The organism is Arthrobacter sp. 3Tela_A, assembly GCF_049311025.1.
Classification (GTDB): domain Bacteria; phylum Actinomycetota; class Actinomycetes; order Actinomycetales; family Micrococcaceae; genus Arthrobacter_B.
This window is the reverse complement of sequence record NZ_JAXIOM010000001.1, coordinates 1-19,961: the sequence shown is the minus strand read 5'-3', so window position 1 is coordinate 19,961 and position 19,961 is coordinate 1. Positions and strand designations below refer to the sequence as shown.

General features: G+C 65.4%; 18 protein-coding genes and 1 pseudogene. 14 read left to right on the top strand and 5 right to left on the bottom strand.

The window, feature by feature from the left end:
* Positions 1–11: 11 nt before the first annotated feature.
* Together TVC13_RS00095 and TVC13_RS00090 are read right to left on the bottom strand one after the other, a co-directional pair.
* Entirely contained in the window at positions 12–1,349 is a 1,338-nt protein-coding gene (locus tag TVC13_RS00095; protein ID WP_422399216.1) for an MFS transporter, read from the bottom strand.
* Between the two features lie 42 nt (positions 1,350–1,391).
* A complete protein-coding gene (locus TVC13_RS00090; protein WP_422399215.1) occupies positions 1,392–2,462 on the bottom strand; it encodes a proteasome assembly chaperone family protein in 1,071 nt (356 codons plus the stop codon).
* Positions 2,463–2,672: 210 nt separating this feature from the next.
* On the opposite strand from TVC13_RS00090, the gene TVC13_RS00085 reads away from it, so the two are divergent.
* The 14 genes and pseudogenes from TVC13_RS00085 (at position 2,673) to TVC13_RS00020 (ending at position 16,990) form a co-directional block, all read left to right on the top strand.
* Positions 2,673–4,199 (top strand): leucyl aminopeptidase, encoded by a 1,527-nt coding sequence (locus TVC13_RS00085; protein ID WP_422399214.1) that lies wholly within the window; start codon positions 2,673–2,675, stop codon positions 4,197–4,199.
* 194 nt (positions 4,200–4,393) lie between these two features.
* Positions 4,394–5,776: a dihydrolipoyl dehydrogenase gene (gene lpdA, locus TVC13_RS00080; RefSeq protein ID WP_422399213.1), complete on the top strand. Its 1,383-nt coding sequence runs from the start codon at positions 4,394–4,396 to the stop codon at positions 5,774–5,776.
* Between the two features lie 118 nt (positions 5,777–5,894).
* Positions 5,895–7,637: a 2-oxoglutarate dehydrogenase, E2 component, dihydrolipoamide succinyltransferase gene (gene sucB / locus TVC13_RS00075; RefSeq protein ID WP_422399212.1), complete on the top strand. Its 1,743-nt coding sequence runs from the start codon at positions 5,895–5,897 to the stop codon at positions 7,635–7,637.
* A gap of 152 nt (positions 7,638–7,789) precedes the next feature.
* A complete protein-coding gene (locus TVC13_RS00070; RefSeq protein WP_422399211.1) occupies positions 7,790–8,137 on the top strand; it encodes a hypothetical protein in 348 nt (115 codons plus the stop codon).
* A gap of 211 nt (positions 8,138–8,348) precedes the next feature.
* Positions 8,349–8,777, top strand: coding sequence for an OsmC family protein (locus tag TVC13_RS00065; RefSeq protein ID WP_422399210.1), 429 nt, complete (start codon positions 8,349–8,351; stop codon positions 8,775–8,777).
* 172 nt (positions 8,778–8,949) lie between these two features.
* Entirely contained in the window at positions 8,950–9,255 is a 306-nt protein-coding gene (locus TVC13_RS00060; protein WP_227897094.1) for an urease subunit gamma, read from the top strand.
* 94 nt (positions 9,256–9,349) lie between these two features.
* Complete coding sequence (locus tag TVC13_RS00055) at positions 9,350–10,162, top strand: hypothetical protein (protein ID WP_422399209.1); 813 nt, start codon at positions 9,350–9,352, stop codon at positions 10,160–10,162.
* Positions 10,163–10,218: 56 nt separating this feature from the next.
* Positions 10,219–10,527 (top strand): annotated as a pseudogene (locus TVC13_RS00050) (urease subunit beta); the annotation flags it as partial.
* A gap of 137 nt (positions 10,528–10,664) precedes the next feature.
* The gene (ureC, locus tag TVC13_RS00045; RefSeq protein ID WP_422399208.1) at positions 10,665–12,389 is read left to right on the top strand and encodes an urease subunit alpha; all 1,725 of its coding nucleotides are present in this window, start codon (positions 10,665–10,667) and stop codon (positions 12,387–12,389) included.
* A 9-nt stretch (positions 12,390–12,398) separates the two neighbouring features.
* Complete coding sequence (locus tag TVC13_RS00040; RefSeq protein WP_422399207.1) at positions 12,399–13,088, top strand: urease accessory protein UreF; 690 nt, start codon at positions 12,399–12,401, stop codon at positions 13,086–13,088.
* 83 nt (positions 13,089–13,171) lie between these two features.
* Positions 13,172–13,807 carry an urease accessory protein UreG gene (gene ureG / locus TVC13_RS00035; protein WP_422399206.1) on the top strand — a complete coding sequence of 212 codons (636 nt, stop codon included), beginning with the start codon at positions 13,172–13,174 and terminating at the stop codon, positions 13,805–13,807.
* Positions 13,808–13,848: 41 nt separating this feature from the next.
* On the top strand, positions 13,849–14,865 hold the full coding sequence (locus TVC13_RS00030) for an urease accessory protein UreD (protein WP_422399205.1): 1,017 nt from the start codon (positions 13,849–13,851) through the stop codon (positions 14,863–14,865).
* 14 nt (positions 14,866–14,879) lie between these two features.
* Positions 14,880–16,064 carry a HoxN/HupN/NixA family nickel/cobalt transporter gene (locus tag TVC13_RS00025; RefSeq protein ID WP_422399204.1) on the top strand — a complete coding sequence of 395 codons (1,185 nt, stop codon included), beginning with the start codon at positions 14,880–14,882 and terminating at the stop codon, positions 16,062–16,064.
* The gene (locus TVC13_RS00020; protein WP_422399203.1) at positions 16,061–16,990 is read left to right on the top strand and encodes an urea transporter; all 930 of its coding nucleotides are present in this window, start codon (positions 16,061–16,063) and stop codon (positions 16,988–16,990) included. The genes TVC13_RS00025 and TVC13_RS00020 overlap by 4 nt, the downstream gene beginning before the upstream one ends.
* A 10-nt stretch (positions 16,991–17,000) precedes the next feature.
* On the opposite strand, the gene crcB is transcribed toward TVC13_RS00020, so the two are convergent.
* The 3 genes from crcB to TVC13_RS00005 form a co-directional block, all read right to left on the bottom strand.
* The gene (crcB, locus tag TVC13_RS00015) at positions 17,001–17,378 is read right to left on the bottom strand and encodes a fluoride efflux transporter CrcB (protein WP_422399202.1); all 378 of its coding nucleotides are present in this window, start codon (positions 17,376–17,378) and stop codon (positions 17,001–17,003) included.
* Positions 17,375–17,830 (bottom strand): fluoride efflux transporter FluC, encoded by a 456-nt coding sequence (locus TVC13_RS00010; protein WP_422399201.1) that lies wholly within the window; start codon positions 17,828–17,830, stop codon positions 17,375–17,377. Before TVC13_RS00010 ends, crcB begins: the two co-directional genes overlap by 4 nt.
* A 182-nt stretch (positions 17,831–18,012) precedes the next feature.
* A complete protein-coding gene (locus tag TVC13_RS00005) occupies positions 18,013–19,929 on the bottom strand; it encodes a S41 family peptidase (protein ID WP_422399200.1) in 1,917 nt (638 codons plus the stop codon).
* Positions 19,930–19,961: the final 32 nt, after the last annotated feature.

Below are 19,961 nucleotides of genomic sequence, written 5' to 3'. Positions count from 1 at the left end.
GTGGACCTAGGTCAGCTTTCGGCTTCCTCCGTGCCGCGGCGCTCCTCACGGCGGCGGCGGCGGTCCCGGGCCAGTGCTTCGCGCAGCGGCGGCAGGTGGAGGCCGTCATCGGCCATTGCAGTGCGTAGCTTCCGCCGGTTGCGCAGGATGCCCGCCACGCCGATGCCCATCACCAGAAACTGCACGGCCAGGGCGATGCGGAAGGCGGCCAGGTCATAGAGGTTGCCGCCGGAGAACCCGGTGTTGAGGAGAATGTCGAGCACCAGCCCCACAAGATACATGGACACCAGCGAAGCCACGAACCCGCCGATGTTCACGATTCCGGTGGCCGTGCCGAGCCGGGTGCTGGGGTTGTACGTCCTGGCGAAGTCGAAGCCGATCATGGATCCAGGCCCGCCCACCGCGAGCACCGCTACCAGGCCCAGCAGCACCCACAGCGGTGCCGGACCGGGCCACAGCATCACAATCAGCCAGGCGCCGGCCATCGCGCCGGCGATGAGCAGAACCATGGTGGAACGGCGCAGTGGATGCCGGCCGACCCATGACCCAAGCCACGGACCGCACAGGATGGCAACCACCACAAAAAAGGTCATCAGGAAGGATGCTTCCGCCGGGGAAACCTGCTCACCACTGACCAAGTATGGGTAACCCCACATCAGCACAAAGACGGTCCCGGGGAACTGGATGGTGAAGTGCGTCCACAGGCCCAGCCGGGTGCCGGGCTGCCGCCACGCTGCTGCCAGGGAGCCGCCGTCGTGCGCTTGGAGGGGAGCGCGTGCGGCACCGCCGGGCTGGTTGCGGATCAGGGCCAGCGCCAGCACAAAGGCGAGAACAGACAGTGAGGCGGCACCGATGAAGGCCGTGTTCCAGCCCAGTTCGTGCAGGACAAAAGCGAACGGGATGGCACTGGCAATCTGGCCCAGCTGTCCGATGATTCCGGTCCATTGCGTCAGGACCGGAATCCGCTGCGGCGGGAACCAGGCCGGCAGCAGGCGCAGGACGGAGATAAACGTCAGGGCGTCACCGGCTCCCACCAGGGAACGGCCAACTATTCCGGCGCCGACACTCTCCGCCATGGCCAGCTGGAACTGCCCTGCGAACATAAGGACGGCTCCGGCGGTAATCAGCAGGCGGGGACCAAACCGGTCCACGAGCATTCCCACCGGGATCTGCAGGCCGGCGTAAACCAGCAGCTGCACCACGGTGAAGACCGAGAGAACGGAGGCCGTGGCGGAGAACCGTTCCGTGGCCTCGACTCCGGCCACGCCGAAAGCGGTCCGCTGCGTGACTGCCACCAGGTAGGCGAAGACACCCGTGCCCCAGACGAGCCATGCTCCCCTGTGTTTCATGCGGCACCGCCTGCCCGGCCGCCGCCGGCGCTGGAAACAGGCTTAGGCGGTGCCCCCGGGTGTTCCCGGACGGTCATCCCTGCCGGGAAGGCGGTTGGGGCCGTTCGGTTCAACGCTGTCCTCATCCTTGTCTGCGGCAGGATCACCGCTGGAACCAGCGGCTTCCTGCTCGCCCTGCCCAATCAGCAGGGCTTCGGTCTCTTCTTCGGCCTGCGGGCTGGCCAGGTAGGCTTCGACGGCGGCGCCCAGCTCTTCGGCGTCGGGCAGCTCGTCGTTGTCCTTCACCAGCAGGGAACGCCGGACTGTGCTGCCGGTGTACTCGTCGTAGCGGCTTTCCAGGGTTGCCACGACACCGCGCACTTCAGCCGAGGCATCGACCTGCTGTGCGATCTGCTTTTCAACTTCGCGGCCGGCTTCACGCAGCCGGTCGGTCGGCAGCACCAGATTAGCCGCTGCACCGAGGTATTCCAGGGCCGCCACGGCGGCGGGAGGGAATTCGGCGTCGGCAAGGTAATGCGGAACGTGCACCACGTGGCCTACGACGTCGACCCCGGCTTCGGCGAGGCGCACCTCCAGCAGGTGCCCCACGGCCGCCTGGATCTGCGCCGTTGGCTTCCAGGAGCTGATGCCCTCGATCAGGTCCGGACGGTTGCCGTGTGCGGTCACCCCGATCGGCCGGGTGTGCGGCACCGGCATGGGGACGGAATGAACCCACGCGACCAGCGAGACATCGAGCATTTCCACCAGCCGCAGCACGGCGGCGGTGAAGCGTTCCCACTGGAAATCCGGCTCGAAGCCGGTCAGGAACAGGAAGGGTTCGCCCAGCCCGTCATAAAACCGGTGGAGTTCAATCCGCGGCGCCTCGTAGCCGGTGAAGTGGTCTTCCACGAATGTCAGCTGGGGACGGCGGGCACGGTAGTCAATGAGCTGGTCGGCATCGAAGGTGGCCACGAGGTCGTGTTCCAGGTTCTCGAAAAGTTCGTCGCGTACCTGGGACACCACATGGCCTGCCTCGCCGAAACCTGTAAATCCGGCCAGCAGGCGCAGTCCGCGCACTTCGGCGGAGGCGGCCAGTTCCGGATCCAGGTTGAACAGGGTCAGCGGATCAAGCATGTTGTACCTTCCTGCCACTAGTCCCGTTGGTTTGCGGGGGCGCTTTAAAAACAAGCGCATACTTGTCAATCCCTTACTCAAGGGTAAACGCCATACACACGCCGATTCATTCCGCAAGGCACCATCACCGGCGGCCGCCCCGGCCGCTGAGAGACTACGATCAAAAGAGCAAAGCACTAAAAACGCACAAATACGTGAGGATGAAGCTTCGTGAGCAAAGCCAGTGAGGCAGACCTGCAGGTAATTTCCCGGGACGCACGCAAGGTCCAGGCACAGGCCCTGGTAGTCGGCGTCGGGCAGAGCCCGGACGGCCCCGTCCTGGTGGACAGCCCGCTCTCGCAGAAGTCATCCTCCGCCGTCGCCGGTTCATTCGCGCTGCTGGGTGTTACCGGAGCCGCCGACCAGGTTGTACGGCTCCCCGGACTGCCCGAGCTGGACGCGGAGATGCTGGTCCTGGCCGGACTTGGTCCGGTAGCCGCCGGCGAACCGCTGAGCACCGAGGCGCTGCGCCGGGCCGCCGGTTCCGCAGTCCGGCAGCTGGCCGGCACCTCCACCGTGGCACTGGCGCTTCCCGCGGCGACCGTTGAAGACGCTGCTGCCGTAGCCGAAGGTGCCCTGCTGGGTGCCTACAGTTTCACCGAACACCGCAGCGCCCACTCCGCCAAGGTCCCCGCCCCGGTTTCCTCGATCACCTTGGTGACCTCCATGGCCGGAGAGGCAGACCTGCAGCCCGCGCTGGACCGGGCACGCATCGTTGCACGCGCCGTCAACGCAACGCGCACCCTGGTCAACCAGCCCCCGAGCCACCTCTACCCGGAAACCTTCGCCGCCGCAGCGCGCGAGGCCGCCCGGCCGCTGCCGGTTAAGGTCACGGTCTGGGACGAGAAGAAACTCGAACGCGAAGGCTTCGGGGGCATCCTCGGTGTGGGCAAGGGCTCGGCCCGTCCGCCCCGCCTGGTGAAGGTGGAGTACTCCCCCGCCCGTGCCAAGGCCAAGCTGGCCCTCGTGGGCAAGGGCATCACCTTCGACTCCGGCGGACTCTCCCTGAAGCCCGCCGCCGGCATGCAGGCCATGAAGTCCGACATGGGCGGCGCCGCCGTCGTGCTCAACGCTCTTTTGGCCGTCGCTGAACTGGGCCTTCCGCTCAAGGTGACCGCCTGGCTCTGCCTGGCCGAGAACATGCCCTCCGGCACCGCCCAGCGCCCCTCCGACGTCCTGACCACCTACGGCGGACGCACCGTCGAGGTCCTCAACACCGACGCCGAGGGCCGGCTGGTCATGGCCGACGGCCTGGCAATCGCCAGCGAGGAAAACCCGGACGTCATCATCGACGTCGCTACGCTGACCGGCGCGCAGATGGTCGCCCTGGGCAACCGCGTCTCCGCCGTCATGGGCGAGGACGGCGTCCGCGACGCCGTCAAGGCAGCCGCAGACCGTGCCGGGGAACTCTTCTGGCCGATGCCGCTGCCGGAAGAGCTGCGCGCCAGCCTGGATTCGTCCACTGCGGACCTGGCCAACATTGGTGAACGCTTCGGCGGCATGATGACCGCGGCTGTGTTCCTGCGCGAATTCGTGGGCGAAGTCGACGGCGTGAAGATCCCCTGGGCACATCTGGACATCGCCGGCCCGGCTTTCAACGAAGGCGCGCCCTACGGCTACACGCCCAAGGAGGGCACCGGCGTCGCTGTGCGCACCTTGGTTTCCTACGCCGAGGACGTGCTGGCCCGCGCGGTATAGCACCTTTCATTGTTTTGCGTGCAACCCAGAGGGGCATTTGTTGCGCGTGTTTCTGGTTACATTCGCCTTCCGGCTCACTTAACCGAGTGGATGCCGGGGAAACTGGGCGATAGTGTGAAACCTATTCACAACCGCCCAAATCACTAACCGACGCGCCATCAGTGCGTCAACAGATTACGCGAGGGAGCGTCCACGTGGCCGAAGAGGCAACTGCGCAAGAGTTCGACATCCTGATCCTCGGTGGAGGCAGCGGCGGGTACGCCGCAGCACTCCGCTCCGTGGAGCTGGGCTTTTCCGTTGGGCTGATCGAAAAGGGAAAGCTGGGCGGCACCTGCCTGCACAATGGCTGCATCCCCACAAAGGCCCTGCTGCACTCAGCCGAAATCGCTGAAAACGCCAAGACGGCAGAGAAGTACGGCATCAAGGCCACCTTCGATTCCGTGGACATGAACGCGGTCAACTCCTACAAGGACAACATCATTGCGGGCAAGTTCCGCGGCCTGCAGGGCCTGATCAAGTCCAAGGGCATCACGGTCATCGAGGGCGAAGGCCGCCTGACCAGTGAAAAGACCATTGAGGTCAACGGCCGGACGTACACCGGTTCCAACATCATCCTGGCCACCGGCTCCTACTCCCGGTCACTTCCGGGCCTGGAAATCGGCGGGCGCGTCATCACCTCCGACCAGGCACTGACCCTGGACTACGTTCCCAAGAGTGCAGTGATCCTGGGCGGCGGCGTGATCGGCGTCGAGTTCGCATCTGTCTGGAACTCCTTCGGTGTTGACGTCACCATCGTGGAAGGCCTGCCGTCGCTGGTCCCCAACGAAGACGCCGCCATCATCAAGAACCTGGAGCGCGCCTACAAGAAGCGCGGCATCAAGTTCAGCACGGGCATCTTCTTCGAGAAGGTGGAGCAGAATGACGACGGCGTCGTCGTCACCCTCGCTGACGGAAAGACCTTCGAAGCCGAACTGCTGCTCGTCGCCGTCGGCCGCGGACCGGTCACCGCCAACCTCGGCTACGAGGAAGCAGGCCTCACCCTGGACCGCGGCTTCGTGATCACCGATGAGCGCCTGCACACCGGCGTAGGCAACGTCTACGCCGTCGGCGACATCGTCCCCGGCCTGCAGCTGGCCCACCGCGGCTTCCAGCAGGGCATCTTCGTCGCCGAGGAAATCGCCGGCCTGAAGCCGGTCGTCGTCGAAGACGTCAACATCCCCAAGGTCACCTACTGCGAGCCGGAGATTGCTTCAGTCGGCCTGACCGAGGCCAAGGCCAAGGAAAAGCTGGGTGCCGAGAATGTCCAGGTACAGGAATACAACCTGGCCGGCAACGGCAAGACCTCCATCCTGGGCAGCTCCGGCCTGATTAAGATGGTGCGTGAGAAGGACGGCCCCATCATTGGTGTCCACATGATCGGCGGCCGCATCGGCGAGCAGATCGGCGAGGCCCAGCTGATCGTGAACTGGGAAGCCTACCCGGAAGACCTGGCCGGTCTCCTGCACGCCCACCCCACCCAGAACGAAGCCATCGGCGAAGCTGCCATGGCCCTCGCCGGCAAGCCCCTGCACGGCTAGAAGCGAAGAGTTTTCCCGGTGCATCCGGTGCCATGGGCACCGGGTGCACTAGGCTTCAAACCAACCAGCACCAGCGGCACGGCTGGTCAAAGAACTAACAAGGAGAAACGGGGACAATATGTCTGAAACCGTGAACTTACCCGCCCTTGGTGAAAGCGTCACCGAAGGCACCGTTACCCGCTGGCTGAAGCAGGTAGGCGATACCGTCGCCGTCGACGAGCCCCTGCTGGAGGTGTCCACCGACAAGGTCGACACCGAAATCCCGTCTCCGGTAGCAGGCGTCATCGAGGAAATCCTCGTGGCCGAGGACGAGACCGCCGAGGTCGGCGAAGCACTCGTGCGCATCGGCGACGGCTCCGGCTCCTCCTCTGACGACTCCGGTTCCGCTCCGGAGGCTGAAGAAGCTCCCGCAGCCGAGCCCGAGGCCAAGGAAGAAGCACCGGCTGGTGCTGCAGAGGAAGCACCGGACTCCGGCTCCGCCGATTCCGGTGACAGCACTGACGTGACACTGCCCGCCTTGGGCGAAAGCGTCACCGAAGGCACCGTCACCCGGTGGCTGAAGGCCGTTGGCGACGACGTCGCAGTGGATGAGCCCCTCCTGGAGGTCTCCACCGACAAGGTCGACACCGAGATCCCCTCCCCCGTGGCCGGCAAGCTGCTGGAGATCAAGGTCAACGAGGACGAGACCGCCGAGGTTGGGTCCGTCCTGGCCGTCATCGGATCCGGTTCCGCCGCTCCGGCCAAGGCCGAGCCGAAGGAAGCCGAGCCGGTTGCTGCCGCTCCGTCAACCGAGCGCGAAGAGCCGGTTGCCGAGCCCAAGGAGGAAGCTCCCAAGCAGGAAGCTCCGAAGGAGGAAGCTCCCAAGCAGGAGGCTCCCAAGGAAGAGGCTCCCAAGCAGGAAGCCGCGAAGGAAGAGTCCGGCTCCGGCACCTACGTCACCCCGCTGGTCCGCAAGCTTGCCAACGAGCACGGCGTGGACCTCTCCACCGTCAAGGGTTCCGGCGTAGCCGGCCGCATCCGCAAGCAGGATGTACTTGACGCCGCCGAAGCCGCCAAGGCTGAGGAACCGGCAGCCGCTGCGGCGCCGTCGTCCTCTGACAAGGCAGCTCCGGCCAAGATCAGCGAGGAAAGCGCCAAGCTGCGCGGCACCACGGTCAAGGCACCGCGGATCCGCCAGACGATCGCCCGCCGCATGAAGGAGTCCCTGGACACCTCGGCCCAGCTGACCCAGGTCCAGGAAGTCGACATGACGCGCATCGCCACGATGCGCCAGAAGGCCAAGGCCGGCTTCAAGGAACAGAACGGCGCCAACCTGACGTTCCTGCCGTTCATCGCCAAGGCAGTCGTGGAGGCGCTGAAGGCCCACCCGAAGCTGAACGCGTCCTACGACAGCGACTCGCAGGAGATCACCTACCACGACGCCGAACACCTGGCCATTGCCGTTGATACCGAGAAGGGCCTGCTGGTTCCGGTCATCAACGACGCCGGTGACCTGAACCTCGCCGGCCTGGCGAAGAAGATAGCCGACGTCGGTGCGCGCACCCGCAGCGGCAAGATCGGCCCGGACGAGCTCTCCGGCGGCACGTTCACGATCACGAACATTGGCAGCGTCGGAGCCCTCTTCGATACGCCGATCATCAACCAGCCCCAGGTAGGCATCCTGGGCACCGGTGCGATCGTGAAGCGCCCGGTTGTGCGGACGGATGAGGACGGCAATGACACCATTGCGATCCGGTCCATGATGTACCTGTCGCTGACGTACGATCACCGCCTGGTGGACGGCGCCGACGCAGGCCGCTTCCTGCAGACCCTGAAGGCACGGCTGGAAGAAGGCAGCTTCGAAGCCGATCTGGGCCTCTAAGCGCTAAGGCACGCAGACAGGCGGGGGGGGGCCCCGGGGGGCCCCCCCCCCCTTCCACGTTAAACGCGTCGCGGCCGTGAGTTTTCTACCCGTTGTAGAATAGTTACCGGAATAATTACGTACCCTGACACTCTGTCGGTAAGATCGAAACCATGGACTTCCTTCACAGCTTCCTCGTCTTCCTCCACATCCTCGGGGCCGGAATCATCGTCGGCATCTGGGTTGCCAAGATCAAGAACCCCACCGTGATGCCCGGCCAGTTCCACGCCGCGCTGCTGCAGCTGGTGACCGGCATCCTGCTGGTAGGCCTCAACGAGATGGGCGACGGCGACGTCAACCACATCAAGGTCGCCGTCAAGCTCACCATCGCACTCGTGATCGCAGTCATGGCCTTCATCGGCCAGCGCAAGTACAAGAAGGACCAGCCCGTCTCCGGTGGCCTGGCCAACGGCGTCGGCATCCTGACCGTAGTCAACGTGGCCCTGGCCACCATGTGGTAACCAACCCCTGAACAGCAGCACGCGGCCGAACTGCGGCCGGCCTGCACGGTCCCTCCCCTCCGTTTTGGAGGGGAGGGACTTTTTTGTGCCCGTGCCACGCTCCCTTGACCCGCGTGTACGTTCAGGGTCTGGCAGTTGGCTGCCGGGCCTGCAAGGATGGGCGCCAGCGCGTCCGGCAGTCCCGCCCGGCGCCCTCCTCGAAGGAGTTCCCATGGCCACTGTCCGCTCAGCACACACCATCTGGAACGGGGACCTGTTCCACGGCAAGGGTGAAGTCACGCTGGACTCATCCGATCTCGGCACTTTCGACGTCACCTGGAAGGCACGCGCAGAGGAGGCCGAGGGAAGGACCAGCCCCGAGGAACTGATTGCCGCCGCACATTCTGCCTGCTTCTCGATGGCTTTCAGCAACGCCCTGGCCGAGGCCGGCAAGACGGCAGAACGCATCGAAACATCCGCCGAAGTCACCTTCGTTCCGGGCACCGGAATTACCGGCAGCCATCTGCGGGTCAAGGCCGTGGTGCCGGACCTGAGCGCCGAAGAGTTCACGGACATCGCGGAGGCCGCGAAGACCGGATGCCCGGTTTCCCAGGCCCTGGCCGGTATCAGCATCACTATGGACGCCGCCCTGGAGGCCTAAGTACCGTCTTAACCGGCGCCTCCCGAGACAAAAAGGACCTCTCCCGCACGGGAGGGGTCCTTTGGGGTATTGCCGGGCAATAGGGGGCGCGTAACCTCGCTAACAAGCGAGCTTGGCAGGGGGCCAAGGGAGCGGTTTCGATACGATCGCAACTGCGTCTGAAGGTGAAGATATGAACCTCACGCCAAAGGAAATCGACAAACTTTACGTATACCAAGTGGCTGATCTGGCCCGAAAACGCCGGGACCGCGGGACCAAGCTCAACGTCAGCGAAGCCACCGCCCTGATCTGCGAGGCCATCCTGGAAGGTGCAAGGGACGGCCGAACGGTTGCCGAGGTGATGGAACTCGGAAAGACCATCGTCTCGGAAAGCCAGTGCATGGACGGAGTGCGTGAACGGCTGCCGCTGCTGCAGATCGAGGCAACCTTCGTCGACGGCAGCAAGCTGGTCTCCTGCCACGATCCCATCGGGGTATAAGTTGGCCCAGTCCACCGAGCCCGGTGCGGCGGTGGTGCTCGTCGGAGGACATGAAAGCGGCAACGGGGCGGATCTCTCTTTCGTGCCGGACTTAATGCCCGGCGCTTTCGTGACCCCGGCCGGCCGGCCATTGCACAATCTGCTCGCACAGCTGCTTGGCAGGACGTTGGAGGCCGGCTCCGGCATCCAGCCGGTAGTTGTGCTTCCGATGACTTTCGGCCGCAACCCCACCCTCATTGCTGATACGGCGAAGACACTTCGCTGGCTCAGTGCCGAGGCTGCCACCCGTAATGCTGCGGCACCGCTGGCCCTTGCGGATCCCTTTGGAACCGCCGACCACCTTACGGCCTGGCTGAGGACTGCGGCCATCGAAGTGCGCCGGAAGTCACCGGAAGCGGCAATGCTGATCACTTCCGACGCCGCGAACCCATTCGACGACGCCGACCTCTACCGCATCACTCATCTGGTGCGGACGCACGGAGCAGGCATCCCCGTGGAGACAGCGGCTGTAGCCAGCACGGGCGGGCTCCTGGAAGCGGTCCGGCGGCTTCGGCGGCTTGGCAGCACCCGCACAGTCGTTGTTCCGGCCGGGTTCCGGCGAGCCGGGACCATCCGCTCAGAGCCGGTGCCGTACGGGGCAGGCGAGTTCTCCGACGCCGAATTCTACGGCCCACTGCTGAGCGAGCGCGCGGTGCTGCGCGTCATTGGTGATCGGGTCCGGGACGCCCTGCACGGCCTCAGCCACGGCCGGACAGGCGTGGAAGCCGGGCTGCAGGCCGATCACAGCCACGGTTACGCACATTCGCATGCCTTCGAGGAATCCGGCGGCGGCCACTCCCATCCGCACAGTCACGGGATGGCTGCCGGCCATACGCACAGCCACCCCGCCCCGGCCGGCACGAACTGACCGGGTCCCATCAAATACACCTGCAGCTACCCTGCACCGCAAGGGAAGGACAGATCATGCTGGGCACCCCAACTTATGACCATAAGCAAGAGGACATTGAGATTAATGCAGACCGGCCAAGCGTCACCCTGCTCGTAAGCAACACCGGAGACCGGGCGGTACAGGTTGGCTCGCACTTCCACTTCTTTGAAACCAACAAGGCCCTCCTCTTCGAACGTGAACTCGCCTACGGAATGCACCTGGATCTTCCCGCAGGCACCGGCGTTCGGATTGAGGCTGGCGACACCCGGGAGGTAACCCTCACCGCCTACGCCGGAAGCCGGCGGGTGATCGGCTTCAACAATCTCGTGGACGGGGGACTCGACGCCACGGACACCAAAATCCGCGCCTTGGAACGGATGAGGGAACTCGGATTCCAGGACGGCAAGCCGACCGCCAAACCCACGGCGAGCAACCAGGGCAGCGCGGCTAGGACCGGCTCCGCAAAAGATGGGAAGAAGTGATGGCGAAGATCTCGCACAAGCAGTACACCGACCTCTTTGGTCCCACCACCGGCGACCGGGTCCGCCTGGCCGACACCAACCTCGTGATCGAGATCGAGAAGGATTTCAACGAGGGCCACTACGGCGACGAGGTAGTCTACGGCGGCGGCAAGACTGCCCGTGACGGGATGGCCGCGGACCCCCAGGCAACCTCGGCCGAGGGGGTCCTGGACCTGGTTATCACGAACGCCATCATCCTGGACCCCATCCTCGGAGTCGTTAAGGGCGACATTGGCATTCGCGACGGCAAGATCGCCGGGGTCGGCAAATCCGGGAACCCGCATACCCAGAGCGGAGTAGACCCGCGCCTGGTGGTTGGCCCCGGAACGGAACTGTTGGCCGGTGAGCACTTCATCGCCACTGCCGGCGGCATTGACTCCCACGTGCATTACATCTCCCCCGAGCAGGCTCTGGCAGCGCTCTCCAACGGCATCACCACCCTTTTTGGCGGCGGCACCGGGCCCACCGACGGCACGAACGGCGTTACCACCACCCCCGGCGTCTGGAACATCGCCACCATGCTCCAGTCCGTCGAGGCGATGCCGGTAAACATGGGCATACTCGGAAAGGGAAACGGATCGCTGCCGGAGGCACTGATTGAGCAGATCGAAGGCGGTGCTGCAGGACTCAAAGTCCATGAGGACTTCGGTGCGACACCTGCGGCACTGAGCATGGCGCTGTCCGTAGCTGACGACTACGACGTCCAGATTTCAGTGCATACTGACAGCCTCAACGAGTCGGGATACGTCGAGAACACCCTGGACGCCATCGACGGCCGGACAATTCACACTTTCCACACCGAGGGTGCCGGCGGCGGGCACGCACCGGACATCATCAAGGTGGCCGGCTACCCCAACGTCCTCCCGTCGTCCACGAACCCGACGCTACCCTACACCGCCAACTCGATCGACGAGCTGCTGGACATGGTGATGGTCTGCCATCACCTCTCCCATGACATTCCGGAGGATGTAGCCTTCGCCGACTCCCGGGTGCGGGCCGAGACGATTTCAGCCGAGACGGTCTTCCATGACGAGGGGATCATCTCGATGGTGTCCTCCGATTCCCAGGCGATGGGGCGGATTGGCGAGTCCTTTATGCGCACCTTCCAGATTGCGCACCACTGCAAGGACCAGCGGGGCAAGCTGCCGGAAGACAGTGCGGACAACGACAACTTCCGGGTGCTGCGGTTCCTGGCCAAGATCACCATCAACCCGGCGATCACCCAGGGCGTCTCCGACTACATCGGTTCGCTGGAAGCGGGAAAGATGGCGGATATCGTGCTCTGGCCCATTCAGTCGTTCGCGGCCAAGCCCAGGCTGATCGTCAAAGGCGGGCTGATCAACTGGGCACTCATGGGCGACCCGAACGCTTCCCTGCCTACCCCTCAGCCGGTGTTCTACCGGCCTATGTTCGGAGCACAGGGCAAGGCGCTGCAGAGTACCCGGGCAACCTTTATGTCCAAGGCAGCAATGAATAAGGGCGTGCCGGAACGGCTTGGACTCGAGAGCCAGATCCTTCCGGTGCACCGCTGCCGGGGCATTGGAAAGGAGCACATGGTCCGCAACAACGCGACGCCGGATATCACCGTGGATCCGGAGACCTATGACGTGACCTACAACGGCACGCTGGCCAAGATACCCCCGGCACAGACCCTTCCCCTGACCCAGCTGTTCTTTCTGGCCTAGGGGCACCGCATGTCGGATGTCGGACAGTTGCTTACCAGCCTGCAGTTCGCCGACTCGGCCTTTCCCAGCGGCTTCTACACGATGTCGCACGGGCTGGAGGGTTACAGCCAGGCCCGGCTCGTTTCACGCGGTGACGTCCAGCCGCTGCTGGCCGATCTGCTCCTGCACTCTGTCGGGCCCGGGGACGCAACGGCCCTCGCCGCGGCACACCGTGCGGCGGCCGACGGCGACGTCGAGCTTGTACAGGAGGTCGACCAGCGCCTCTTCGCTTCCAAACTGAACACGGAAATGCGCACGGCCTCTGTGCGCAGCGGCCACCAGCTGATCGATCTGGGCGCGGAGCTGATTGCGCAGCCGCTGCTCGCTGAGTACGGCGGCCGGGTGCGCAGGCGGTCCACGCCCGGCTGCCAGCCGGTCGCCACGGCAGTGATTTATGCGGCTAACGGCGTCCAGACCCGGCATGCCGTGGCCTCGGACCTGTTCGCCTTCTCCGCAAGTTTCGTCGGCGCCGCGCTCCGGCTGCGGCTGACGGACCACCGGCATGCGCAAGCCGTGCTGCTGGAAACAGCCGGAGTGATCGAGCAGGCGACCGAGGCCGCGCTTGAACGCGACCTCGCTGACCTGGGCGGCTGCGCACCAATGGCAGACGTCATGTCCGCCCGGCATGAGAAAGCCGAGGCACGGCTCTTCGCCAGCTGAGGCTCCCCGGATGAACAGGACTGGACGGCACCGGCAGGTGCGCAGATACGAAAGATGCGGAACACACCGGAAATGAGGAAGTTATGAGCGAGAACGTGTTGAGGATCGGAATCGGAGGGCCTGTCGGCAGCGGCAAGACTGCGCTGACGGAAGCCCTCGTTCCCCGGCTCATCGCGGCCGGCCGGACCCCGGGCGTAATCACGAACGACATTTACACCCAGGAGGACGCCCACCACGTCCGCAGGGAGCTGGACGGCGTGCTCGACCCGGAGCGCGTGATCGGCGTCGAAACCGGATCCTGCCCGCATACAGCGGTTCGGGACGACCCGACCATGAACCTGGCAGTCGGAGCGGAAATGCTGGAACGGTTTCCCGAGATCGATACGCTCATCTATGAGTCCGGCGGGGACAACCTGACGCTGACGTTCTCTCCAGCCCTGGCCGACGTTTTTGTGTTTGTGCTGGACACCGCGGAGGGCGAGAAAATGCCGCGCAAGCGCGGACCCGGCATCACGGACAGCGACATCCTGGTGATCAACAAGATCGACATCGCCCAGTACGTACGCACCGATCTGGACGTCATGGAGGCCGATGCGCACCGGGTACGTGAGGACAGGCCCGTGGTGCTGACGAACTCACTAACCGGGCAGGGAGTTGATGAACTGCACCGGCAGATCATGACTCAGTGGAACGGCGCCCGAACCGAGCTCATCGGATGACGGTCAAGGCAACGGAACCACAAACCGCTCCGCTCCCCCATTTGAGCGCCGTCCCCGGGCCACAGGTCCCCCAGACCGGAGGGCGGCCGCCGAGCACGGGGGGCTACCGGCTGGAGCCGGCGTACTACGAACCGGCGCGGGTGCCGGAGGAGGTCCTGCGCCATGCGGGGACTCCCGTGGGCCTGCCGGTTGGCAGCCCGGGCAAGGTGGGCGTCCTGCAGCTCGGTTTTGACCGCAACCGCGGCCGCACCGAACTGGTGCAGCATTACCAGAAGTCTCCGCTGCAGATCATGCACCCGCTGTACTTCAACCTGCTGCGTCCCGACATGCCCTACACCTACCTCATGTCATCCGGCGGAGGGATCCTTCAAGGCGACCGGCAGCGCACCGACCTGCGTTTCGGTCCCGGGACTTCAGCGCATGTGACCACCCAGGCCCACACACGCATCTACCGCATGGACGCCGGTTATGCCACTGCGGTCGTGAACCTCGCGGCCGAAGAGGGTGCCTACGTTGAATACCTGCCCGATCCGGTTGTGCCCTTCACCGCCTCGCGTTTCTACCAGCAGACTTCCGCGGTGCTGGACGAGTCCGCGACGCTGCTGCTGGGCGAGACCGTCTACGCCGGCCGGCTCGCCCGCGGGGAACGGCATGCCTATGACGTCTATGCCTCGGACCTCGAGGTGCGGCGTCCGGACGGCCGGCTTGTCGCCCTGGACCGGGTGCGGCTCTGCCCCAAGGGGGAACCCGGAGAAGGCGGGTCCGGGAACGGAGTGAACGGCCTCGGCGTGCTCGCGGGCCACGATGTACTCGCGATGCTTTACGTCTTCACGCCCCTCGCTGCCCCGGCCCAACTGGCAGATACGCTGGCCCGCGCGATCCACGGGAGCGGTGGCGACCTGATCTTCGGTGTGAGCGCACTCCCCGGTGACACCGGTGTATGGATGCGCCTGGTGGGCAACGACCCGGTGGCCGTGGCAGCCGCGAACACGGCAGCTGCCGCCGCCGTGCATCAACTGCTGACCGGGAAGCAGGCGCCCCTCGTTCGGAAAACCTAGGAAGGGGTCTGACCGTGCGGAAACAAACGAACGCGCAGGACGAAGCAGTGAGGCCGCAGCGCTCCTACCGGGCGCAGGTTGTGCTGGCCTTCATTCCGGTCGTCCTGCTGCACATCGCCGGATTCGGGCTCTTCTTTTTCATGGTGGAACCGCTGCACCTGCAGCTCGGTTCCTCAGTCTTTGGCGTCGGAATTGCCGTGGTGGCGTACGTGCTCGGTGTTCGGCATGCCTTCGACGCCGACCACATCGCCGCGATTGACAACACCACGCGCAAGCTCGTGGACCTGCGCAGGCCCGCTGCCGGCGTTGGCCTGTTCTTCTCCCTTGGGCACTCCACCATCGTGTTCCTCATGGCAGCGCTCCTGGCCCTGGGGGTGAGCTGGGCCGTGGGCCTCAGCGATGACGGCAATGAGGTGCGCAACGGCCTGGGCGTTTTTGGAACGGTTGTCTCCGGTGTCTTCCTGCTGCTGATCGGGCTGATCAACGCCGTGGCGTTTATGGGGATCCTGAAGGTGTGGCGGGCCTCGCGCAACGGCGAAATGGACGAGGTCGAGCTCGAGCGGCATCTGCAGGGGCGCGGCTTCATCACCCGAATCCTGCGGCCGCTGATGCGCACGATTGACCGTCCGGGAAAGATGTACGCTGTCGGTTTCCTGTTCGGGCTGGGATTCGACACAGCAAGCGAAATCGCACTGCTCGTGCTGGCCGGGACAGGGGCCGCGACGGGACTCCCGTGGTACGCCATCCTCTGCCTGCCGCTCATCTTCGCCGCCGGCATGAGCCTGTTCGACACTCTCGATTCGTCGGTGATGGTGCGGGCCTATGGCTGGGCCAGTGTCAACGCCGTCCGCAAGGTCTACTACAACCTCACCATCACCGGGCTCTCGGTCATGATTGCGGTCATGATCGGCGGCATCGAACTGGTCGGGCTGCTGAATGAGAAGCTCGGGCTGCGCGACCCGCTCACCGTCTGGATAGCCGGTATCGACTTGGAGAACGTGGGCTACATCATCGTGGGCCTGCTGGTGCTGGTCTGGATCATCTCCACTGCCTATTGGCGATTCGGCCGGGTCGAAGAGAAGTGGGCCCTGCCCAACGGCGGCGGCAGCCCCGGCACTGCGGCACCGGAGGGCCCGGCTCCCGGGCAGCGCTCCGAAACACACCGGCCGCCGGATAACGCGGCCGGGGAGGAGCCATGAGCAGCGCCGCGGCCAGCACACCGAGCCCGGCCATTTCAGGAACAGGCTGGCTGAAGGGCTGGTGCGAGGGGCTCTCGCAGATCTTCTTCCAGAGCAACATTTACACGGCCCTGCTGATTCTGGCTGCATTCGCCGTAGCTGACTGGCGCATGGCAGTGCTCGTGCTGATAGGCGCTGCGGGAAACGTTGTGGGCGGGCGGCTGCTCAGGGCCGACTCCTCCTCAGTGACGTCGGGCATGCAGGGCTTCTGCGGCGCCCTGGTTGGTGCCGGGACCTTCTCGGCCATAGGGGCCCAGTGGGCCGCCTACCCAATCGCGCTCGTCGGCGGTCTGCTCTGCGCTCCGGTGACATGGCTGGTGGTCGCCCTGTTCACCAAGACGCCGCTGAGGATCTACGCGCTGCCATCCACCACTGCACCGTTCTGCATCGTGGCAACCGGGATTCTGCTCAGCACTCAGGCGCTGCACGTCAGCGCGGCGCCGTCGGCCACCATCGACTCGCCGGCGATCGCCTTCGCACGCTCGCTGCTGACTAACGTGTCCGAGGTTGTCCTCATCAACAACGAGTGGTCCGGGGCCCTCATCCTGCTCGGGCTGTTCGTGGCCGGCTGGAAGGTGGGGCTGGCCGGCCTGCTCGGCAGCGTGGTGGGAAGCTTTTGCGCGCTGGCAATGGGAGAGCCGCTCACGGAGACGGCAAATGGCCTGGCTGGTTACTCCGGTGTGCTCACCGCCATTGCACTGGCCGTCGTATTCCTGCGCAGCAGCCCGGTGTCCTGGGTGCTTGCCGTCATTGGAACCGTGGTGACTGCGGTCGTCACGGTGCTAATGCACCGGATTGACGCCCCCACCTACACCTGGCCCTACATCCTCACTACCTGGGTGTTCCTGGTGATCGCCTACTACATTCCGGCGGCCAAGCGTCCGTAGCGGGGCAGTCTTAGAGCGCCGCACCTATCCAGAGGCCGGTCACCGCCGCAGCTACGGAGAGCACGAGCATGACGATACCGCTGATGAATGACGCGCCGTAGCGGCCCTTTTTCATCAGCTGCACCGTCTCATAGCTCGCCGTGCTGAAGGTCGTGTACCCGCCGAGGAATCCGGTGCCGATAACGATGCTGACGTCGGTTGGAAGGAAATGCTCAAGGGTGAGTCCGGTAAGGAATCCGAGTACGAGGGAGCCCGAGACGTTGATGATCGTCGTCGCCCACGCGAACCGCGTTTTGGAGTGGGCGCGGATGAATCCGTCCAGCATGAACCGCACAGTGGCGCCGAGGCCGCCGGCCAGGGCCAGCAGCAGGAAAATACCGGGGCTCATGTAGCGTCCTCCTGCTCATCCTTGCGCGGGGTCGAGGCGCGGTTGTTGACGGCGGTTGCAATGGCGATGCCCGCCCAGGTGGCGCAGGCGCCGACGATTACCGTTGCGAGTGCGTAGATCACCGCGGATCCGGGCAGCCCGTCACGGAAGAGTACCGCCGTGTCGGTGGCCAGCGAACTGTAGGTGGTGAAGCCGCCGCAGAAGCCGGTGCCGAGCAGCAGCTTGAGGTTCGCGCCGGTCGGGCGCGCCTTGTCGAGGCGCGTGACGGCTTCATAGAGGTAGCCGAGCAGGAAGGCGCCGACCACGTTGATGATCGGGATCGCGATCGGAACCTCGCCGAGGTTCGGGATGACGAGTGAAAGGCCCTCCCGGCTGGCGGCCCCAAAGGCGCCGCCGACGAAGACAAGCGCGATCGCTGCCCCGCGCAGGTATGACGGGCGGCCGCCGTTCATGGCCGCGTCCGCTCCTCAGCGCTGCCCACGCGTGGCGGACTTGAGTAAGTGCCCATTCCTGAACGGTACTCCGGCGCGTTGCCGCCCTTCAATCATGAAGTGCCCGGCGGCGTCGCAGACCAGGCAGAACAAGCCGAAGGGGTCCCTTCCGTATGGAAGGGACCCCGTTCAAGCTACTCCGGCTAGCCCTTTTCGCGGGCAGTTTCCTGAGGCCTTGGCGGCAGCGCAGCGGGGCGCAGGCTGGGATAGCCTTCGCGGGCCGGCGGCACGTCGGTGGGGATCTCCGCCAGCATTTCCTTAAGGATGGCCACCCCCTGCTCCAGCTGGGGGTCCTCCCCTGCGGCGTAGGCGTGTGGCGGGTAGGGAACCTCGATGTCCGGTTCAACGCCGCGGTTCTCCACACCGAAGCCCACCCCCTGGGTGAACCAGAAGGCGTAGCGCGGCTGGGTCACCGAGGTGCCGTCGGCAAGGTCGAAGCGTCCGTCCACGCCGACAACACCGCCCCAAGTCCGGGTGCCGACCACGGGTCCAATCCCCCGCAGTTTGGCCACCTGGGTGACGATGTCCCCGTCCGAGCCGGCGAACTCATCGGTGAGGATCACGACGGGACCGCGGGGAGCCTGTTCAGGGTAGGTTCCGGCCTGGTCACCGCGCGGGAGCATCCACGCCGTAACCTTCCGGCCGATCAGTTCGGCCACGAGCTGGGACGTATGTCCGCCGCGGTTGTGCCGGACGTCGATGATCAGCCCGTTCTTCGCTGCCTCGCTGTCCAGGTCACGGTGCAGCTGCGCCCACCCGCTGGCCACCATGTCCGGGATGTGCAGGTAGCCGAACGCACCGTCGGAGGCAGCGCGCACCGCCCGCCGGTTCGCGTTGACCCAGTTCTGGTAGCGGAGCCGTTCTTCGCTCCGCAGGGGCACGACGGCGATGCGCCGCTGCGCTGGCACGCCTTCACCGCTGCTGCGGATAACGGTCAGTTCCACGACCCGTCCGCCGGCGCCCACCAGCAGGGCAGCCGGTCCCTTGTCAGCGGGAACGGGAAGCCCGTCCACTGCTGCGATGATGTCTCCGGGCCGCACGTCGGCACCGGGTCCGCTCAGCGGGGAGATTGCCTTGGGATCGGAGGACTCAGGGTCCAGGATGCGGACTACTTCCCAGCCGCCTGCTCCCGGACGGAGGTCTGCCCCCAGGAACCCCTGCGCCCCTCCCCCGGCTTCCACAGCTCCGGCGGCAGTGACGTAGGCATGGGAAGTGCCCAGCTCGCCGTGCAGCTCCCACAGCAGGTCCACCAGGTCATCATGCGAGCCCAGGTTCTGAACCAGCGGGCGGTAACGGGCATGCACTGCGTCCCAGTCCAGGCCACCCATGTCCGGAGTCCAGAAGAACTCCCGCTGCAGCCGCCAGGCTTCGTCAAAAGCCTGTCCCCAGACCTTCAGCGGCTCAAGCAGGACGCGGATCCGGTTCAGGTCCACGGTTACGTTCTCGGGTGAATCTTCATCGGCACGGACGCCGGCGGGCACGGCACGAACGCGGTGCTCGTGCTGCAGCACCACGGTGGAAGCATCCCCGGAGAGCTCGTAGTCGTCCAGCGCGGGCACCAGCACCGAGGTTTCCTTCCGGACCAGGTCGAAGCGCTCAAGGCGCTTGCCCGGGGAGCGGTCGGAAGAACTGGCCCGCCCGTCTCCGGTGACACCGTAGACATCTTCCGCCAGCCAGAGCAGGGCACCCTCTGCGGCGCGCAGCTTGGCGTAGCTGCCCTGGGGTACGGGGACTGCGATGATGCGCTCTGCCAGCCGGTCCAGGTCCACATCCGTACGGGGTTCCTGCGCAGGCTTGTCCTCGGGATCATCCGACTCAGCGCTTCCCGCCCCGGCAGGTTCCACCACGTGGGCGGAGGGACCGAACGGCGAGGATGTCTCCGCGGAAAGGGCTATCAGGAACGGCTTCGTCGACGTCGGGAAACCGAGATCGAATCCGTGCGTGTCATAGACCGGATCAAAACTGCGTTCGGAGAGGAACGCCAGGAACTTTCCGTCCGGGGTGAAGGAGGGACTGTGGTCGTGGAACCTGCCGACGGGGCCCCACCCGAACCCCCCCAACCCCCCCCCCGGTGGCCCGCCCCCCCGCCCGC